At 70.6% G+C, this 19537-nt stretch carries 18 protein-coding genes; 10 read left to right on the forward strand and 8 right to left on the reverse strand.

The annotated features are described in order from the left end of the window. Positions 1-3: 3 nt before the first annotated feature. Entirely contained in the window at positions 4-1557 is a 1554-nt protein-coding gene (locus KV100_RS16280) for a molybdopterin-dependent oxidoreductase (RefSeq protein WP_220344158.1), read from the reverse strand. Between the two features lie 127 nt (positions 1558-1684). Between KV100_RS16280 and sigK the strand changes: the two genes are divergently transcribed. Next, positions 1685-2284 (forward strand): ECF RNA polymerase sigma factor SigK, encoded by a 600-nt coding sequence (gene sigK, locus KV100_RS16285; protein ID WP_220344159.1) that lies wholly within the window; start codon positions 1685-1687, stop codon positions 2282-2284. After that, complete coding sequence (locus tag KV100_RS16290; RefSeq protein WP_220344160.1) at positions 2281-3006, forward strand: anti-sigma factor domain-containing protein; 726 nt, start codon at positions 2281-2283, stop codon at positions 3004-3006. The genes sigK and KV100_RS16290 overlap by 4 nt, the downstream gene beginning before the upstream one ends. A 3-nt stretch (positions 3007-3009) precedes the next feature. Here the strand turns inward: KV100_RS16290 and KV100_RS16295 are convergent, their stop codons facing one another. Then, positions 3010-3552, reverse strand: a complete 543-nt coding sequence (locus tag KV100_RS16295) for a DinB family protein (protein WP_255560939.1) — start codon at positions 3550-3552, stop codon at positions 3010-3012. 95 nt (positions 3553-3647) lie between these two features. On the opposite strand from KV100_RS16295, the gene KV100_RS16300 reads away from it, so the two are divergent. From KV100_RS16300 to KV100_RS16315, 4 genes are read left to right on the forward strand one after another with little or no spacing between them, the layout of a single operon-like run. Beyond that, positions 3648-4805, forward strand: coding sequence for an LLM class flavin-dependent oxidoreductase (locus KV100_RS16300; RefSeq protein WP_220344161.1), 1158 nt, complete (start codon positions 3648-3650; stop codon positions 4803-4805). Then, a complete protein-coding gene (locus KV100_RS16305) occupies positions 4802-5419 on the forward strand; it encodes an FMN reductase (protein ID WP_220344163.1) in 618 nt (205 codons plus the stop codon). Before KV100_RS16300 ends, KV100_RS16305 begins: the two co-directional genes overlap by 4 nt. Before the next feature lie 49 nt (positions 5420-5468). Next, a complete protein-coding gene (locus KV100_RS16310) occupies positions 5469-5891 on the forward strand; it encodes a hypothetical protein (protein WP_220344164.1) in 423 nt (140 codons plus the stop codon). Positions 5892-5934: 43 nt separating this feature from the next. After that, positions 5935-6819, forward strand: a complete 885-nt coding sequence (locus KV100_RS16315; RefSeq protein WP_308290332.1) for a glycosyltransferase — start codon at positions 5935-5937, stop codon at positions 6817-6819. A gap of 6 nt (positions 6820-6825) precedes the next feature. Here the strand turns inward: KV100_RS16315 and KV100_RS16320 are convergent, their stop codons facing one another. Beyond that, a complete protein-coding gene (locus tag KV100_RS16320; protein WP_220344165.1) occupies positions 6826-7689 on the reverse strand; it encodes an ABC transporter ATP-binding protein in 864 nt (287 codons plus the stop codon). A gap of 2 nt (positions 7690-7691) precedes the next feature. Continuing rightward, positions 7692-8504, reverse strand: a complete 813-nt coding sequence (locus KV100_RS16325) for an ABC transporter permease (protein ID WP_220344166.1) — start codon at positions 8502-8504, stop codon at positions 7692-7694. A gap of 144 nt (positions 8505-8648) precedes the next feature. Here KV100_RS16325 and KV100_RS16330 point away from each other — a divergent pair, with 144 nt between their 5' ends. From KV100_RS16330 to KV100_RS16345, 4 genes are read left to right on the forward strand one after another with little or no spacing between them, the layout of a single operon-like run. Next, positions 8649-10046 (forward strand): bifunctional cytidylyltransferase/SDR family oxidoreductase, encoded by a 1398-nt coding sequence (locus KV100_RS16330; protein ID WP_255561041.1) that lies wholly within the window; start codon positions 8649-8651, stop codon positions 10044-10046. Further along, on the forward strand, positions 10039-13533 hold the full coding sequence (locus KV100_RS16335) for a CDP-glycerol glycerophosphotransferase family protein (protein ID WP_220344168.1): 3495 nt from the start codon (positions 10039-10041) through the stop codon (positions 13531-13533). Before KV100_RS16330 ends, KV100_RS16335 begins: the two co-directional genes overlap by 8 nt. Further along, on the forward strand, positions 13530-14534 hold the full coding sequence (locus KV100_RS16340) for a glycosyltransferase family 2 protein (protein WP_220344169.1): 1005 nt from the start codon (positions 13530-13532) through the stop codon (positions 14532-14534). The genes KV100_RS16335 and KV100_RS16340 overlap by 4 nt, the downstream gene beginning before the upstream one ends. A gap of 20 nt (positions 14535-14554) precedes the next feature. Then, positions 14555-15820, forward strand: a complete 1266-nt coding sequence (locus tag KV100_RS16345) for a polysaccharide pyruvyl transferase family protein (protein WP_220344170.1) — start codon at positions 14555-14557, stop codon at positions 15818-15820. On the opposite strand, the gene KV100_RS16350 is transcribed toward KV100_RS16345, so the two are convergent. The 4 genes from KV100_RS16350 to KV100_RS16365 form a co-directional block, all read right to left on the reverse strand. Next, on the reverse strand, positions 15771-16970 hold the full coding sequence (locus KV100_RS16350) for a CDP-glycerol glycerophosphotransferase family protein (RefSeq protein WP_220344171.1): 1200 nt from the start codon (positions 16968-16970) through the stop codon (positions 15771-15773). The genes KV100_RS16345 and KV100_RS16350 overlap by 50 nt on opposite strands. 42 nt (positions 16971-17012) lie before the next feature. Next, a complete protein-coding gene (locus KV100_RS16355; RefSeq protein WP_220344172.1) occupies positions 17013-17846 on the reverse strand; it encodes a CDP-alcohol phosphatidyltransferase family protein in 834 nt (277 codons plus the stop codon). A 22-nt stretch (positions 17847-17868) separates the two neighbouring features. Then, positions 17869-18438 (reverse strand): hypothetical protein, encoded by a 570-nt coding sequence (locus KV100_RS16360; RefSeq protein ID WP_220344173.1) that lies wholly within the window; start codon positions 18436-18438, stop codon positions 17869-17871. A gap of 111 nt (positions 18439-18549) precedes the next feature. After that, positions 18550-19497 (reverse strand): glutathione S-transferase family protein, encoded by a 948-nt coding sequence (locus KV100_RS16365; protein ID WP_220344712.1) that lies wholly within the window; start codon positions 19495-19497, stop codon positions 18550-18552. Positions 19498-19537: the final 40 nt, after the last annotated feature.

A 19537-nucleotide genomic window follows, 5' to 3' on the forward strand; every position in this document is an offset into this window, starting at 1 on the left:
TGATCACTCCACCGAGAACTGGACGCTGTGCCAGCCGGTGGAGCCGTCCGGACGCGGGTCAGCGCGGTCGGAGGTCTGGGTGTTGCCGTCGGCGTCGACGGCACGGACGGCGAGCGTGTGGTCGCCGGAGGTGGCGTCGGCCCATCGCCACGTCCACTGCCGCCAGGTGTCGATCCCGTCCTCAGGCGCCAGCCGCGCGGGCTCCCACGAGCCGTCGTCGACGCGGACCTCGACGGCACTGATCCCGACGTTCTGTGCCCACGCGACACCGCCGACGCGCACGTCGCCGGACTCGAAGGACTGGAATCCTCGGGGGACGTCGATGCGGGAGGCGAGCTTGATCGGCGCCTGCTCGGCCCAGTCGCGGGAGGTCCAGTACGCCGTGAAGTCGGAGAACCGCGTGACTTCGAGGTCGACGAGCCACTTCGTCGCGGAGACGTAGCCGTAGAGTCCGGGGATGACCATCCGGGCGGGGAAGCCGTGCTCGAGCGGGAGGGGATCGCCGTTCATCGCGACGGCGACCATGGCGTCGCGGCCGTCGAGCACCGCCTCGAGCGGAGTGCCGATGACCATGCCGTCCGCGCTCGTCGACTTCAGCGCGTCGGCGCCGTCGCGCACGCCGGCACGCCGCAGCAGGCCTGCGAGGGGGACGCCGATCCACGTCGCGTTGCCCGCGTACTCTCCACCGACCTCGTTGGACACGCACGTCAAGGTGATGCGCCGTTCGATCAGCGGCTCGGCGATCAGGTCGGCGAAGGTCAGCTCGAGCTCCTCGTCGACGTCGCCGTGGATCCGCAGCCGCCATGTGTCGGCGGGGACGTCGGGGACCGTGAGCGCCGTGTCGACGCGGTAGAAGTCGTGGTTGTCCGTCAGGTACGGAGAGATGCCTCGCAGCGGGTCGACGCCTGCGGGCACCGGCACCGCGGCGTCGATCGGCCGGGGGATCGTCACGGTCGCCCGGGACGCAGCAGCGTCGGACGTCCCGAGGAGCCGCGTCACGCCTCCGCCGACCGTGGCGACCGCCGCCGTCCCGAGCGCTGCCACCAGGAACGCACGCCGGTCGAACCCCGACGGGAGGTCGTCCTCGCGACGTAGGCCCAGCGGCGACGGGGTGCGCAAGGGGGCGAGCAGCACCACCAGCGCGGCGACGCCGACGGCGACCGTCGCCAGCGGCGCCAGCACCGCCACGTCCGGCGGAACCGACGTCGTGGTGTCCGCCAGGGTCGCGGCCACGGCGAGCACGCCTGTCACCACGACGAGCCCGACCGCGATCCTCGGGTGAGTCAGCCCGATCCAGCCGGCACCTGCCGCGATCAGCACCAGCACGACCGCGGTCCCGGCCAGCAGGACGGCCTTGTCGTCCTCCCCGAACTGGCGCACGGCGAAGTCCTTCAGCCACCCCGGTGTCCGTGCGACGAAGGCGTTGCCGACGGCCACGACCGGCGAGGGACCACCGGTCAGGGTCGCGACCGCAGCACCCGCCGCCGTGCCGGCAAGGGCGGCGAGGACGCCCGACCCTGCTGCCAGCGCCTGGCGCGATGCTTGGTGGTGGACCATGCTCCTGCTTCGCGGCCGCCCGCGACAGGGATGGGCGCGACGGGCGAGAATGTGATCGGGCCACGGACCATCCACGTGGTGGGCGGTGACGAATCACCAGTGAGACCCCCCGAGCGCAGGAGTACGGATGCCAGATCCGGAGCACGATCGACGCGGGGACCCGCACGCGGTCCCTCCACCGGCGACCGACGACCTCGAGGCCCTGATGGCGCGTGTCGCGCGGGGGGACGAGGGCGCTTTCGGTTCGGTCTACGACGCCCTGTCGGGGGCGGTCTTCGGTCTCGTACGCCGGGTCCTGCGCGACCCGGTCCGCTCGGAGGAGGTGACGCAGGAGGTGTTCTTGCAGGTGTGGCAGAAGGCGCCGAACTTCGACGCCGGCCGGGGCCGGGCGCGGTCGTGGGTGCTCACCCTGGCCCACCGGCGGGCCGTCGACGCCGTCCGCCACGACCAGGCGGCGGCCGACCGGGACGCGCGGTACGACTGGTCCGGTGGTCCGGCGTACGACCAGGTCGCCGACGAGGTGACCGTGCGGCTGGAGCACGAACAGGTTCGTCGCTGCCTCGGCACGTTGACAGACTTGCAGCGAGAGGCCGTGGGACTGGCCTACTATCAGGGCCACACCTACGCCCAGGTTGCGGTGATGCTGGAGGCGAATCCGGCGACGGTGAAGACACGACTGCGCGACGGCCTGATCCGGCTGCGCGACTGCCTGGGGGTGACGGCATGACCACGGACCCCCACAACCTCGCCGGTGCCTACGCCCTCGACGCCCTCGACACCGAGGAGCGCGAGGCGTACGAGGCTCACCTCAGCCGGTGCTCCGACTGCGCTGAGGAGGTCGGAGGGTTCCTCGTGACCGCCGCTCGGCTCGGTGCCGCCGAGGAGGTCGTGGCGCCTCCGCACCTGCGGCAGGGCGTCCTCGACGCGATCGCTCGGACGCCGCAGGAGCGTCCGGTGGTCGTGGAGCTCGGCGGACGCCGGCGCCGGCTGAAGGGCTGGCCCACCCGCGTGCTCGTCGCCGCGGCCGCGCTCGCCCTCGTGGTCGGTGCCGCGGTCTTCGGGGTGTCCCAGCGCGACCAGGCCGACCAGATCGAGGCGCAGCAGGCCGCGATCACCGAGGTCCTCTCGGCCCCCGACGCCGCGATGGTGTCGGCGCCGGTCGCGGGTGGCGGAACGGTGAGCGTGGTGCAGTCGGCCGATCTCGCGAAGGCCGTCATGGTCGTCGCCGACCTGCCGAAGCTCGCCGACGGGTACGACTACCAGATGTGGACCCAGAGCGACGGCACGATGCACAGCGCCGGCGTGCTGCCACGCGATGAGCAGGGTGGCAGAGGCGCGCACGTCATGGAGGACGTCTCGGGCGTCACCGCGGTCGCGATCAGCGTCGAGCCGGCCGGCGGCTCCAAGGAGCCGACGGCAGACCCGATCGTGCTGATCGACACGGCCTGACGGTCACTCGTCGCCGAGACCTGCACGCTCGGCCAGGCCGCGGACGTATGCCGCCTGGCCGAGGTGCTGGACGCTGTCGTCGAGCATGCTGACGATCCGGACCGCCGCCGTGACCGGCGGGTCCCACCGTCGGTCGACGACGCGCTCGAGCTCGGCCACGTCCACCGCTGCGAGGTAGTCGCGCACCCGCGCGGTGACGTCGTGGTGGTAGCCGGCGAGCTGTCCGCCGCTCGCGACGACCTGGGCCACCTCGTCGGCGGACTGGCCGTACCCGGTGGCCTCCTTCGTGAAGGGGAGGCGCAGCTCGTCGTACCATCCGCCGTCGGTCCAGACCTGGAGCGTGCCCGCGAGATCCGCGCCGTGGTCGTCGAGCACGCGTGCCTGGTGCCAGAGCAGCCAGCAGACGGTGTTGGCCTCGCCGTCCGGGCGGTAGGTGCCGATCGGTGTCGGGAGGTCGTCCGTGAGGTCGTCGACCAGCTCGTCGGTGCGGTCGACGCGGTCGAGAAGCATGGATCGCAGCGCATCCAGCGCGGAGTCTGTCGCCATCCACCCACGGTAGGGGAATAGCGCGCGTTGTCATTTAGTTGAACTGTGCACTACTTTGGTGTGAGACCGCAGACGCGGTCGGAGACGAGGACACGATGCAGTTCGGGATCTTCACCGTCGGTGACGTCACGACCGACCCCACGACGGGCCGGACACCGACCGAGCACGAGCGGATCAAGGCGACCGTCGCGATCGCCACGAAGGCCGAGGAGGTGGGACTGGACGTCTTCGCCACCGGGCAGCACCACAACCCGCCCTTCATCCCGTCCGCGCCGACCACGACGCTGGCCTACATCGCCGCACAGACCGAGAGGTTGATCCTCTCGACGTCGACGACGCTCATCACGACGACCGATCCCGTCCGGATCGCCGAGGACTACGCGACGCTGCAGCACCTCTCCGACGGCCGCAACGACCTGATGATGGGCCGCGGCAACACCGGCCCGGTCTATCCGTGGTTCGGCAAGGACATCCGGCAGGGCATCGAGCTCGCGATCGAGAACTACCACCTGCTGCGACGCCTGTGGACCGAGGACGTCGTGGACTGGGAAGGCAAGTTCCGTACGCCGCTGCAGGGCTTCACCTCGACGCCGCGCCCGCTCGACGGGGTGCCGCCCTTCGTCTGGCACGGATCGATCCGCAGTCCCGAGATCGCCGAGCAGGCCGCGTACTACGGTGACGGCTTCTTCGCGAACCACATCTTCTGGCCCGCGAGCCACACCGAGCGGATGATCGCCTTCTACCGTCAGCGGTTCGAGCACTACGGACACGGGACCGCCGACCAGGCCATCGTGGGTCTCGGTGGACAGGTCTTCATGCGCAAGAACAGCCAGGAGGCCGTCGACGAGTTCCGACCGTACTTCGACAACGCACCCGTCTACGGGCACGGGCCGAGCATGGAGGACTTCACCCGCGAGACGCCGCTGACCGTCGGCAGTCCCGCGCAGGTGATCGAGCGGACGCTCGGGTTCAGGGAGTACGTCGGCGACTACCAGCGCCAGCTGTTCCTCATGGACCACGCGGGCCTGCCGCTCAAGACGGTCCTCGAGCAGCTCGACCTCCTCGGCGAGGAGGTCGTGCCTGTCCTCCGCAAGGAGTTCGCGGCGCTCAAGCCCGACCACGTCCCCGACGCACCCACCCACGCGTCGCTGGTGGCCGCTGCCGGCGGCGGCCACGACGCCACCGTCCATGCCGACGGCGACGACGTCACCGGGACGTCCGTCCAGGAGAGCACCGAGGAGGCGACCGTATGACCAGCCGCACGATCACCGTCGTCAGTGCCGGTCTGAGCGATCCGTCCTCGACGCGACTGCTCGCCGACCGGCTCACGCAGGCCGTCCGGGACGGACTGCTCACCCGAGGCATCGACGCCGATGTGCGGGTGCACGGGCTCCGCGAGCACGCGCACGACATCGCCGACGCGATGCTGACGGGGTTCGCCCCGGCAGGGCTGCAGACCGTGATCGACGATGTCGTCGCCGCAGACGGTCTCGTCGTCGCCACGCCGATCTTCACGGCCTCGTACTCAGGGCTGTTCAAGTCGTTCATCGACGTCCTCGAGAAGGACGCACTGGCGGCCAAGCCGGTCCTGATCGCGGCCACCGCCGGGACCGCACGCCACTCGCTCGCCCTCGAGCATGCCCTGCGGCCGCTGTTCGCCTACCTGCGCGCGGTCGTCGTGCCGACCGCGGTGTTCGCCGCGGCCGAGGACTGGGGCGGGGCGGACGGCGCGACCGGTCCTCTGCAGGAACGGATCGAGCGGGCGGGCGGCGAGCTGGCAGCGCTTGTCGCGGCACGGGAGGCGCCTCCGGCAGCCGATCCCTTCACCCTGACGTCCTCGTTCGAGGACATGCTGGCGGGTCGGTGAGCCCGCGTGGCAGCGCGAGCGTGACCGCTCGATGTGCTGTGATGCGTTCATGCGACGGCCCGTGACACTCTCCGACCGGGCGCGCGGATACGGGTTGTGGGCGGGCGACATCCTTGCCCGCATCCCTGGTTCGCGGCTCCAGCACGTCTCCTTCCACGGCGGGATGACGCCGCAGCTGTCGGTGTCGCTGGCGATCTCGGAGGACTCCTCGCCGCTCGGGGACGTGCCCGTCCACGTCGTGCTCACGTTCGACGGCGTCCGAGTGCCGGTCTGGCGTCCGTCGTGGCGCGAGCGGCTGCGCCGACGCCCCACGGACCTGCCCGAGGTCGTCGAGCTCAGCCGTGGACGGGGCGGGCGCTTCCGGATCCTCCACACCTCGGGCCAGCTCGCCGTCCGGGCCTCTGCGCTGATCGTCGACGTCGCACCCGCGGGGCGGCTCGCCGTGACGTACGGCGACGCTGTCGCGTCCTGACCGGCAGCGAGCCTCCCTGAGGCCCGCGGGTACGGTGGCTCGCGTGACCACCGCCGTACGCCCCCGTGTCGGAGCCGTCATCCTGACCCAGGGCAAGCGCCCTGACGACCTCCGCGCCGCGATCGACTCGGTGCTGGCCCAGCAGGGGGTCGACGTCGACGTGGTGTGCGTCGGCAACGGATGGGCTCCGGTCGACCTGCCCGAGGGCGTCGCGACGCTCGCGCTCCCGGAGAACCTCGGGATCCCGGCGGGCCGCAACGCCGGTGTGCCCCACGTCACGGGCGACCTGCTGCTCTTCGTCGACGACGACGCGCGCCTGGTCGACCCGGACTTCCTCGCGAGGGCTTCGGAGCTGTTCGCGGACGACCGGCGGCTGGGGGTGGTCCAGCCTCGCGTCGAGAGCCCGGGGGAGGAGGCGCCGACGCGGTGGATCCCCCGGATGCGCAAGGGCGACCCGCGCCGTTCCTCGCCCGCGTTCTCGCTGTGGGAGGGCGTGCTGGTCGTCCGGCGAGCAGCCTTCGACGCCGCGGGCGGCTGGGGCGACGAGTACTTCTACGCGCACGAGGGCATCGAGCTCGCATGGCGGGTGTGGGACGCGGGGTACGAGGTCTGGTACCGAGGGGACCTGCGGTGCGCCCACCCGGCGATCGACCCGGCGCGGCACGACTTCTACTACCGGCTGAACGCGCGCAACCGTGTGTGGCTGGCGCGCCGGAACCTGCCGTGGCCGTTCACCTGGGCGTACGTCGCGACCTGGACGGCCGTGGCGGTGCTGCGCGGTGCGCGGACGGCGTCGGGACGCGCGGCGCTGCGGCCATGGTTCGCCGGGTGGTCCGAGGGGTGGCGCGGCGACCCGGGCCCGAGGCGTCCGATGCGATGGCGGACCATCGCTGCGATGACGCGACGAGGCCGCCCGCCGGTCGTCTGACCGGCGTCAGCCGACGCGCCGGCCCTCGGTCTGACCGTCGTCGTCGTCCTCGTCGCTGTCGCTGTCGCCGTCCTGCAGGAGACCGAGGTTGCGCATCCGACGCATCCGGCGTTCGTGGCGGCGTCGCAGGGCAGCCTCGTTGCCGGAGTCGCTGAAGTAGTCCTCGACCACCTTGTCGATCGGGCCGTCCTTGATCAGCTTGCCCTCGCGGAGATAGAGGCCGCGGCTGCAGAAGCGGGTCAGGTTCGCCTCGCTGTGCGACACCATGAACAGCGTCCGGCCGTCGGCGAGCATCTCGTCGATGCGCTCGAAGCACTTCTCGCGGAACGCACGGTCACCGACGGCCAGCACCTCGTCCACGAGCAGGATCGGCTCCTCGAGGCGCGACACGACACTGAAGGCCACGCGGACCTTCATGCCGGACGACAGGTGCTTGTACGGGGTGTCGACGAAGTTCTCGATCTCGGCGAACTCGACGATCTCGTCGAACGACGCGTTGATCTCCTTCTTCTTCATGCCGTGGAGGCCGGCCGCGAGATAGATGTTGTCGCGGACCGTGAGGTCACCCACGAAACCGCCGGTGATCTCGATGAGCGGTGCCACACCGCCGTTGATGACCGCGCGCCCCTCGTCGGGGATGAGGACCCCGGCGATGGTCTTGAGGAGGGTCGACTTGCCCTGACCGTTGCGACCGACGACACCGATCGCCTCGCCCGGCTGGACGTCGAAGGAGATGTGGCGCAGACCCCAGAACTCCCCAGCGCGCACCCCGCCCTCGCCCCGGAAGACGAGGTCACGGATGCTGCGGTGGCGTCGTGACCGGTGGAACCGGACGGAGACGTCCTGGACGGAGATGATGGGTTCGGTCATGCCTAGAGTTCCTTGAGGACCGTGCGCTCGAGGCGGGCGAAGACCCACCAGCCGAGCGCGAGGACGAGCAGCGAGACTGCTGCCGCGTATCCGACGTGGAGCCAGTTGAGGTATTGCGGGAAGATCCCCGCGCGGAAGAGCTGGAGGAGGTCGGCGACCGGGTTCGCGACGTACACCCACCGGATCTCTTCCGGCAGCCGTGTCGTCGAGTACAGGACCGGCGAGGCGTAGAAGAACAGTCGCAGGAAGATCGCGACGATCCGGTTGAGGTCTGGCACCAGCACGGTGAGCACGCTGAGCGCGAGTCCGATGCCGGAGAGCAGCACGCTCATCAGCACGAACGCCAGGGGCAGCGTGATCAGCATGTTCCAGTGGAGCGGGACCTGGAAGGCGATGAGGAAGCCGGCGAGGACGGGGAGCGCGAAGAAGTACTCGACGGCGTTGGAGGCCACCACCCGCAGCACCCAGATCTCGCGTGGCAGGTTGGTCGACCGGATCAGGCGCGAAGAGCTGCGCAGCGCCTTGGCGCCCTGCGACACGGTGGAGTTGAACCACTGCCACGGGAGCATGCCGGCGAGGAGGAAGACGATGTAGGGGTCGTCACCGGGGACGTTTCTCTCGAAGAGCATCGAGAAGACGGCCCAGTAGACCAGGCTCATCAGCAGCGGGTCGAGGACCGTCCAGACGTATCCCAGGACGGAGTCGGCGTACCGGACCTTCAGGTCGCGGCGTACCAGCAGGAAAAAGATCTTGCGGGCGCCCCAGATTGCGCGTGTCCGCGCCCAGGGCGACCGCGTGTAGCTCGAGTCGACCATCGGTCCCTTTCCGTCCGAAGCCTAGCCCCGCTCGGGGACAGACCCCGTGTCGCACGGCTACTGTACGCGCGATATCCCGCGGGTCCACGCACACCCTCCGGGTCTGGCCTCGCGCCACAAGTTACTCTCTTGGGCGTGACTAGGATGCGAAACGTGGCCGTCGTGCTGGCGGGCGGGACCGGCACGCGCGTCGGGCTGTCGATCCCGAAACAGCTGATCAAGATCGCCGGCAAGCCGATCATCGAGCACACGATCGCATCCATGCAGAGGTCGCCGCTGATCGACGAGATCCTGGTCCTGATGGCTCCGGGTCACCTGGACCCCGTGCGGGCCATCGTCCGCAACGGCGGCTACGACAAGGTGACCGCGATCCTCGAGGGCGCCGAGACCCGCAACGCCACGACGGAGCGGGCGCTGGCGGCCCTCGGCGACACCGAGTGCAACGTCCTCCTCCACGACGCCGTACGCCCCCTCGTCTCGCAGACGATCATCGAGGACGTCGTGACGGCGCTCGAGGAGTACGAAGCCGTCGACACGGTGATCCCGTCGGCCGACACGATCGTCTCGGTCCACGAGGACACCGGCACCATCGCCGACGTCCTGCCCCGGCACCTGCTGCGGCGCGGACAGACCCCGCAGGCTTTCCGGCTCTCGGTGATCCGGGCCGCGTACGCCGAGGCCGCCAAGGACCCCGACTTCGTGGCGACGGACGACTGCACCGTGGTTCTGCGCTACACGCCCCACGTCCCGATCACGGTGGTCGACGGGCACGAGCGCAACATGAAGGTCACCGAGCCGATCGACGTCTACATCGCCGACAAGCTGTTCCAGCTCGCCTCCGCCGAGCGCCCGGCCGCCCTCTCCGAGTCGGAGCAGGCTGCGGCGCTCGAGGGCAAGACGATGGTGGTCTTCGGCGGGTCGTACGGGATCGGCGGCGACATCGCCAAGACCGCCGAGCGGGCCGGCGCGACAGTCTTCACCTTCTCCCGCTCGGCGACCGGCACCCACGTCGAGCGTCGCGACGAGGTCCACGCGGCCGCTGCCGAGGTCCTGGCCAAGACCGGCCGGATCGACTACGTCGTCAACACCGCGGGGGTCCTGCCGATCGCTCCGTTGTCGGAGACGAGCGAGGAGACCATCTACAACGCGACCGAGGTCAACTACCTCGGGCCGATCTTCATCGCCCAGGAGTTCTATCCCCACCTGGCCGAGACGTCCGGCTCGCTGCTGTTGTTCACCTCCTCGTCCTACACCCGCGGGCGCTCGGGATACTCGCTCTACTCGTCGGCCAAGGCGGCCGTGGTCAACCTGACGCAGGCGCTCGCGGACGAGTGGGCGGGGCAGGTCCGCGTGAACTGCGTCAACCCCGAGCGCACCGGCACGCCGATGCGGACCAAGGCCTTCGGTGACGAGCCGGCCGGCACCCTCCTGTCGTCCGAAGAGGTGGCGCGGCAGTCGCTGGACGTGCTCCTCTCAGAGCAGACCGGGCACGTGATCGACATCCGGCGCGAGAACGGCCCCGCGGCGATCACGAATGGCTGACGCAGGCCTGGCGCCGCCGGAGGCAGGGCGCGTCACGGCCGCCCGCGCGGGCGATACCGCGACCGAGATCGGCAGTGCGGCGGCGATCACCGTAGCGACGGCGGCCGCGCTGACCGGCGCCGTCCACGCCGTCGTCGTCGCGGTCCTCCTGGCCGTGGTGGCCGCGCTCGGCTTCGACGCGTGGCGCTTCGTGCGACGAGACGACCTGCCGCCCACCGTGGAGCGGCTGCTCCTCGGGCACGACGGCGCGCTGCGCGGCGCCCTCGGCGCTGCGGTCACCGTCTGCTTCGTCGCGTGGGGTGACTCCTCGGCCTGGGTCGCCTCGCTCGCGGCGCTGACGAGCATCGGGATCGTCGTCCTCGAGCCCGTCCTGAGCCAGGCCCGTCAGTATCGCGTGACCTTCGTGGCCAACGTCCCCGGACTCACACCAGCGCCCAAGCAGATCGACCTCGAGGCCGCCGCCACAGGGGCCCACCTCGGCGCGCTGGCGTTCGGCGCGATCGCCGCGGGGCTGGGCCTGTCCGCGTGGTGGTGGGCAGCGGTGACGCTCGTCGCCGCCCTGCCCGACGTGATCATGGGGATCAACGCCGTGGCGCGGATGCGTGCCGGCCGGCGCATCGAGGCCGACCTCCCGGCGGCCGTCGAGGCCTACGCGCCCCAGGCGATCGTCTACACCGCCTGGCCCGACGACGGCACGCACCAGGTCACCATGTGGCTCCCGTACCTCCAGCGGACGGGCCGACGACTGCTGGTCGTCACGCGCCACAACTACCCGGCCGAGCTCCTCGCTCAGCACACCGACCTTCCCGTGGTCATGCGACACGGATCGCGCGATCTGGACGACCTGGTCGTCCCGTCGCTGACCACCGCTTTCTACGTCAACGCGTCGTCGGGCAACAGCATCTTCGTCCGCCACCACCAGATCACCCACGTCTTCCTGGGGCACGGCGACTCCGACAAGCCGACGTCGTACAACCCGACCCACGCCATGTACGACCGCATCTTCGCCGCAGGCGAGGCGGCCGTCCGCCGCTACGCGGCCCACGGGGTGGCCATCCCGCGCGACACCTTCGACGTCGTCGGCCGACCGCAGGTCGAGGGTGTCCGGCAGGTCGAGGGCCCGGTTCCCGCCGACCCCACCGTCTTGTACGCGCCGACGTGGCGCGGGCACGTGGACGAGACCGCGTACCACTCCCTGCCCATCGGCACCGAGATCGTCGCGGCGCTGCTCGAGAGGGAGGCGACGGTCGTCTTCCGGCCGCACCCGTTCAGCTACCGCTTCGAGACCGACACCGAGACGATCCGGACCATCCACCAGATGCTGCGCGAGGACGCTGAGCGCACCGGGCGCCAGCACGTCTACGGCCACCGGGCCGAGCGCGAGATGTCGGTCTTCGACTGCATCAACGCCGCCGACGCGATGGTGTCCGACGTCTCGAGCGTCGTGGTGGACTGGTTGTTCTCGGGCAAGCCGTTCGCGATGACCGCGATGACCGAGAACGGTCGTGACTTCGTCGCTCACTACCCGATCGCCGGTGCCTCGTACGTCATCGAGGGGGACGCCTCCACCCTCCCTCAGGCGCTCGACGCGATGCTCGGCAGCGATCCGCTCGCGCTCGAACGCCGCGCGGTCCGTGCGGACTACCTGGGTGACTTCCCGGCAGAGGGATATTCCGACGTCTTCGTCGAGCGTGCCCGCGAGATCATCGACCACCCGCGCGTCTCGTCGTTGGGAGGTGAGGCTGCCGAGGGGGAGACGGAGGACGCCGGCGTCAGGCTGACACTCGGAGCTGTCCGTCGCCAGCTCGCCGTGGCCGCTCGCGACGTCGTGACGGGCGGCCTGGCGCTCCTGACCTTCGTGGCCACCCTCGTCGGGACCTCACGAGTCCTCCCGCTGGCCGGCGCACTGGTGACCCTGGCTCTCTTCGTGGTGCTGCACCGTCGGGCCCGACCGGGCAACCGCAACTATCCGGAGATCGCTGGCACCCTCCAGCTCTCGCGGCTCCTCCTCGTGCTCGCGCTGCTCGTCGGATGGTTCGACTGGCACGGCGCGTCCTGGGCGGTGGCGGTGAGCCTGGCGGTGATCGGCGCGGCGACCGCGGTCGAGACCACGATCTTCGACTGCTGGGAGCGGGTCGGTCTCGAGGCGCGCAACCTGCCGTCGCTGCGCGTCGACACACGAGAGATCGTCTCGCGGGGCACGGTCGGCGTGGTGGACGTGGCTGCCCTCGCCCTCGCCTGGCTCGCTGGGATGGCCGGGCTGACCGCTGCGCTCGTGCTGCTCGCCCTCGTCGTCGCTGCCGCCACGGTGGTCGCCCTGGTCACGGGCCTGCGGCGGGTCCACCGGTGCGTCGACGCCGAGGACCGCCTGTACGCGACCTTGGAGGGTGTCGCCCCCGAGTTCGCCGTCTACTTCGGGTCCAACGTGGGCGCGCAGTACCAGCTCGGGATGTGGATGCCGTATTTCGAACGGATCGGTCGACCCTTCGTGGTGGTCACCCGCAACCTCGGGATGTTCCGGGCGATCGGGGGCCTCACCGACGCGCCGGTGGTCCACCGGCCGACGATCAGGAGCCTCCAGGAGGTCGTCGTCCCGAGCATGCGGGCGTCGTTCTACGTCAACAACGCTCCCAACAACACCCACTTCCTCGAGCGTCGCCAGATGGTGCACGTCTGGCTCAACCACGGCGACTCGGAGAAGCCCGCGTGCTACAACCCGGTCCACGCGATCTACGACCGTATCTTCACTGCGGGGCAGGCGGGGATCGACCGGTACGCGCGCCACGGCGTGGAGATCCCGCGGGAGAAGTTCGAGATCGTCGGCCGGCCCCAGGTCGAGGACATCACGCCCGCACGCGGCCCCGTCGACTCGCTGGAGGACCTCACCGTCCTCTACGCACCGACCTGGAGGGGTCCGTACGCCGACTCCGAGGTCTACTCCCTCCCTCGCGGCAAGGAGATCGTCTCCGCCCTGCTCGAGCGCGGTGCGCGGGTGATCTTCCGGTCGCACCCGTTCAACTACCGCTTCCCCGACGCCGAGCGGATGATCACGAAGATCGGCGCGCTGCTCGACGCCGATCGTGCTCGCACCGGTCGCCAGCACGTCTGGGGTCCGGCCGCGGAGGAGGCGATGTCGCTGGTCGACTGCTTCAACGCCTCCGACGCGATGGTCGCCGACGTCTCCGCGGTCGTCTCGGACTACCTGCAGTCCGGCAAGCCGTTCGCGATGATCTCGGTCGGCAGGTCGCCCGAGCAGCTCCGGACGGACGCCCCGGCGGCGCGGGCCGCGTACGTCGTGGACGGCGCGCTGTCCAACGTCGAGGAGGCGCTCGACGCCATGCTGGGTGACGACCCGCTCGCCGCAGACCGCCAGAAGACGCGGACGTACTACCTCGGTGACTTCCCTGCCGGCTCGTACGCCGACGGGTTCCTGACCAGAGCGCGGCGTCTCGTCGACGCCGGGCCCCTCGACGAAGGACTGCGATGACCACGGACGAGACCCTGATCCCCGAGCGTGCGACGTCGATGCCGCCGGTCTCGGTCTTCATGGCCGTACGCAACGAGGAGCGTGACCTGGCCGAGTGCGTCGAGCGGATCCTGGCGCAGGACTACGACGGAGAGGTCGAGGTCGTCGTCGCGGTGGGTCCGTCGGAGGACCGGACGCGCGAGATCGCGGACGAGCTCGCGTCGAGGCACCCCACGGTGACGGTGGTGGACAACCCGACGGGCCTCACCCCGCACGGTCTCAACGCCGCGGTCGCCGCCGCGCGGCACGAGTGGCTCGTCCGCGCCGACGGGCACGCCCTCTTCCCGCCGGACTACCTCGAACGCGTGGTCTCGGCACTGGTGACCACCGGCGCGGCCAACGTCGGGGGCCGCATGCACCCGGTCGGTCACAGCGCGTTCGGCCGTGCGGTCGCTCGGACGATGTCCTCCCGGTTCGGGATCGGCGGTGCTGCCTTCCACACCGGCGGCGAGCCCGGCCAGCAGCTCACCGTGTATCTCGGTGCCTTCCGCCGCAGCGCGCTCGAGAAGGTGGGTGGTTACGACGAGCGCTTCGTCCGGGCTCAGGACTGGGAGCTGAACCACCGGCTGCGTGAGAACGGCGAGATCGTCTGGTTCTTGCCCGACGTGGCCGTCACGTACCATCCGAGGGAGACCTGGAAGGCCTTCGCCACGCAGCAGTACCGCACGGGCGGCTGGCGGCGTCGCGTGATCAAGGAGCACCCGGAGACAGCCTCCGTACGCTATCTCGCGCCTCCGGCGGTCGTCGTGGCCTCGGGCCTGGGCCTCGCGGCAGGAGTGGCGGGCCTCTTCACGACGCCGTGGCTGCTCCTCGGCTTCGCGGCCCCCGCAGGTTACCTGGCGGGGGTCACGGCCGCGGCGCTGTGGGAGGGCCGTGACCTGGATCCGCAGGCGCGCCGGCGGCTCCCGGTGGCCATGGTGACGATGCACGGTGCCTGGGGGGTAGGCTTTCTCACAAGTTAGTCGACTAACCTAGGAGACAAATGACGCGCTTGCTGCTGCGGGCTCACCGGAACCCGTTCACCACGCCGTCCGCGGCACGGGTCCTCGCGCGCAACCTGGTCGGTGACAACGTGGGCAACCTCGTCTTCAGCTATGCGGTCCAGCGGACGCTGTCCGTGCCGGGGTCGTCGGTCGACGTGGCGCGTCTCAACCGTGCACGCACGCTGAGCCCTGAGGAGATCGCCGAGCGGTACGACCACGTCGTGATCCCGCTGGCGAACGCCTTCCGCAAACGGTTCCTGCCCAACCTCGACGCGATCAGCGAGACGATCGAGAAGCTCGAGATCCCCGTCACCGTGGTCGGGGTCGGGGTGCAGTCGGCGGTGGGGGAGCGCGTGAGGGCCCCTCGGCAGGTCGGCGAGTCGGTCACCCGGTTCGTCCGGGCGGTGCTCGAGCACTCGCCGTCGATCGGCGTCCGTGGTGAGTGGACCGCCGAGTATCTCGAAGGGCTCGGCTTCGGCTCCGACCATGTCGAGGTCATCGGCTGTCCGTCGATGTTCCTCCACGGCGACCAGCTCCCGCTGCGCCGCTCGACGCGGCCGCTCGACCCCCGTGGGCCGGTCGCCTTCAACCTCTCGCCGTACCTCCCCAAGATGGCGCCTGTCGTCGAGGACCAGGTCGCGCGCTACCCGGGACTGGTCTACTTCGCCCAGGACATCAAGACCCTCGGGCTCCTGCTCGAGGGCAGCAGCGATCGCACGGTCATCGATGAGCGCTTGCCGATCCACGCCGACCATCCTCTGATCGCCGAGGGCCGGACCCGGTTCCCGCTGGACGCGACGACGTGGATGGAGGCGCTCGCAACGTACCCGTTCTCGTACGGCACGCGGATCCATGGCAACATCGCGGCCCTCCTCGCGGGCACGCCGGCCTACGTCCTCGCCCACGACGCCCGCACCCTGGAGCTGGCGCGCTACCACCAGATCCCGCACCGTCGCATCGACGTGGACGTCGACGGTGTGGATGCGGCGGCCCTGTACGCCGAGGCGGACTGGACCCCGATGACGGCCGGCCACGCCGAGCGCTTCGATCGCTACTCCGCCTTCCTCCACTCCCACGGCCTCTCGCACGTGTTCGATCCCGGTCAGGCCGCGGGTGCCCAGGCGTTCGACGAACGGATCGCCCGCAAGACGTTCCCGCCGCCCGTCGGAGAGCCCGTCGTCGGGGTCGGACGCTCCCGTGCGCTGGCCGACCGGATCAGGTCGAAGGCGCGGAGGGTGGTCCGACCGGCTCGTCAGCGAGTCTGAGGGCCTCGTCGAGCGCGTCGGTGAAGCGGCGTGTGCTCGCCCCGTCGGCCGTCTCGCCGAAGTAGTGGAACGACAGCGCGTGCATCCGCTCGCGAGGCCACGGGCGGTCGAGCAGCTCCGCGGTCCGGGGCGCATCCTCAGCCGACAGTCGTGGCACCTCGTCCAGGAACCGCGACGCTGGGAGGGTCGTCCGGGGCTCGCTCGGGACGGTGACGACCATCGGCTTGCCTGTGGCGAGCCAGTCGTAGGCCACCGACGACAGGTCGGTCACGCACACGTCGGCGAACGACCACTGCCAGCCGTACGGCCCGGTGTCGACCAGGTGACGGTCTCCGTGGTCGGCGAGCAGGGCGCGGATCTCGCGGTCCGCGGCAGCGTACGCGGTGTCCTGCACGCCGCTGCGCGGGTGCGGACGGTAGATCACCCGGTAGCGGGGGTCGGCCACCAGCGAGGCCACGAGCGCCACCCCGTGGGAAGCCACGGACCCGTAGGCCATGCTCGCCCGGTCACCCTCCCACGTCGGCGCGTAGAGCACGCGGACACTGCCGTCGGCCGGCCAGGACGGCGCCCCCGGGTAGTCGAGGTCGAGCTGCGGGCGGCCCACCTCGCGGACGTGCGTCGTCGCGTCGAACTCCCGGAGCGCTCCGGTGATGCGTTCGCGCGCCGCAGGACCGGCGACGAGGACGCGGTCGTACGCCTTGTTCTGGTTGGTGACGCTCGAGTCCTTGTCGCTCTCACCGTGCCCGAGGTGGACGTGCACGGGTCGTGCGAACCGCAGCATGCGGAAGTTGAGGGGGAGATGGTTGACGTAGAGCACGACCCTGACGGCGCCTCGACCGACGAGGTCCTCGAGGTACGAGGATCCTGGCGCGAAGTAGACGGGGAACGCCGTCTCCTCGAGAACCCGCCGTCCCGTGTCGGGTCGGGCGACCACCACGGCCACCGGCCAGGGCAGCGCGGCGAGGACGCGGTCCCACTGGTGCAGCTGGTAGAGGTTCTCCGGGCCGTCGGCGAAGTAGAGGACGATCGGCGCGTCGAGGGCAGCCGGGTCGGTGTTGCAACGAGCGGTGAACGCCCCGCGGTCGAGGCGGTTGCGCACCGTCGCGACGCCTCGGCGCGCGACAGAGGCGAGGCGGCGGATCCGATGCACGCCGGTCACTCTACCGCCGGTCGCACCGGCGTTCGCCGCCCGTCACGGCGCGGGAGCGCGAAGCCGGGAGGACGCCATGATCGCCAGGAAGTGGCCGACGACCGCGGCCAGCGCGAGGGGCACGAGCACGACGACGAGGGTGCGCGTCCCGGCCAGGCCGCCCCAGGCGTCGCCCGCGACGAGATCGACCACCGCGGCGACGAGGGCGAGCAGGGTCAGCTCGACGGAGTGGTAGAGGCGGTGGAACGGGACGAAGCGGGCGACCCGGCGCAGACGCGCGACGACGCCCGGCCGGGGTGCCGAGGCCTCGGCGCTGTCAGGCACCCGGGGGAGGCCGGCGAAGGCCCGGGAGACGTGCACGAAGTCGTTGAGCGATTTGTTGAGCAGGATGATCACCGCGAGCAGCGCACCGAGCGTCGTCCACCCGTAGTGGTCGTCGAGGTCGGGGAAGCCGCCGGCCGCTCGTACGCCGAGCGCGATGGGGATCAGCGACTCGGTCGTGTAGTGGCCGATCTTGTCGAGGAAGACTCCCGCGGGGGAGAACGTCTGACGCCACCTCGCGACCTCGCCGTCGGCGCAGTCGAGCAGCATCTGGAGCTGTCCGAAGAGGACGGCGAGCACCACTCCGACGATGCCGGGGACGAGCAAGGACCCCGCGGCGAACCAGCCGCTCAGGATCATCAGACCCGTCACCGCATTGGCACTGAGACCGAGGCGCACCAGCGGACGGCTGACGTAGGGCGAGATGTCTCTCAGGTAGAGGTCGGCGACCCAGTGCTCGGCGCTGCGCCTGGCGCGCACCTCGGGTGGCTGGGCGACCGCACGATACTCCGCGAGGGTCGGGCGATCGGGCCTGGCAGCGGTCGAGTCGGGCACGGCCGCCACCGTAGCAGCAGCCTCAGCGTGGTCCGCGTGCCAGCGTCGCGGGGTCGGGGGTGGTCCAGTGCAGCACCTCGGGGCAGAAGGGCGCGTGCCACTCGCGGAGAACGGTCGAGCCGGCAGACGGGACCACTTCCGCCCACCAGTGCGGACAGTGCGGGCACGGTGTGATCACGAGGTCGTCCGGATCGAACTCGACCGGCATCATCGGTGTGCTGACTGCCGGGTGGCCGCCCACCTCGCTGATGTCGACCACGAAGCCCTCGCTTCGCGGACCGCCCTCGTCGTCCTCGCTGCCGACGTTGCTCCCCACCGCGATGACCTCGTGGACGAAGCCCGCGGTGTCGACGACCCGGTGCTGGTAGCTGTAGCCGGCCGACTCATTGAAGCCCCCCGCGATCAGCGCGCGGGTGCGCTCGATGTCGTCGGGGTGCTGGTGGCGGAGCAACAGCTCCGTCGTGATGCAGTCGGACGGCCCGAGACCGAGGATCGCGTACAGCCCGTCGGAGAACTCCCACCGGTCGTCGCGCATCCAGTACGTGTAGTGACCGAGAGCCGGCGACGGCCCCCATGGCATCTCGTCCTTCATAGCGTCCCCCGAGGTTCAGCGCTGCCCCCCAGCAGCCTGAGCACGACGTTAGGTCGCTGCTCGGCGGCTGGCAAGGGCTGCGTGAACGTGGCGACGCGGCCGGTCACCGCCTTAGTGCGCCAGGACGCCTTCGGGGAGCGCGTCCGGAGCGGTCCCCTCCCCGAAGGGCGAGCCGCCCAGCGCCTCACGTCCGTGCGCGGAGTGCCAACCCGTCAGGTCGGGACCGGCCGGGATGATCTGCGTCGGGTTCAGGTCGGTGTGGACGACGTAGTAGTGCGCCTTGATCTGGTCGAAGTCGATCGTGTCACCGAAGCCAGGGGTCTGGAACAGGTCTCGTGCGTACGCCCACAGGACCGGCATCTCGGTCAGCTTCTGACGGTTGCACTTGAAGTGGCCGTGGTAGACGGGGTCGAAGCGCACCAGGGTGGTGAACAGGCGGATGTCGGCCTCGGTGATCGTGTCGCCCATCAGGTAGCGCCGTGTCGCGAGCCGCTCCTCGAGCCAGTCGAGCGCGGTCCACAGGCGCTCGTACGCCGCGTCGTACGCGGCCTGCGAGCCCGCGAAGCCACACCGGTAGACACCGTTGTTGACCTCGGTGAAGACGCGCCTCATCACGGTCTCCATCTCGTCGCGGAGGTGCTCGGGCCACAGGTCCGGCGCGCCGGCGCGGTGGTGGTCGGACCACTCGAAGAACAGGTCACGGGTGATCTGGTCGAAGTCGTTCGTCGCCACGGCCTTGGTCGGCACGTCGACCATGGCGGGCACGGTGATGCCGAGGGGATAATCCGGGACACGGGCGAAGTAGGCCTGCTGCAGGCGCTCGTAGCCGAGGACGGGGTCGACGCCGCCGGGATCGAGGTCGAAGGTCCAGCTCCGTGCGTCGTGGACCGGTCCGCACAGGCCGAGGGAGATCGCGTCCTCCAGGCCGAGGAGGCGACGGACGATGACTGTCCGGTTCGCCCAGGGGCAGGCGCGGGCGGCGACCAGCCGGTACCGGCCCGGCTCCACCGGGTAGCCGTCACGGCCGTCGCGCGTGATGCGAGTGGTCAGATAGCGCATGTCGCGGGTGAAGTCCTCGCCCGCGTGCACGTACGCGCCC

The sequence above is a fragment of the Mumia sp. zg.B21 genome (assembly GCF_019550855.1).
Classification (GTDB): domain Bacteria; phylum Actinomycetota; class Actinomycetes; order Propionibacteriales; family Nocardioidaceae; genus Mumia.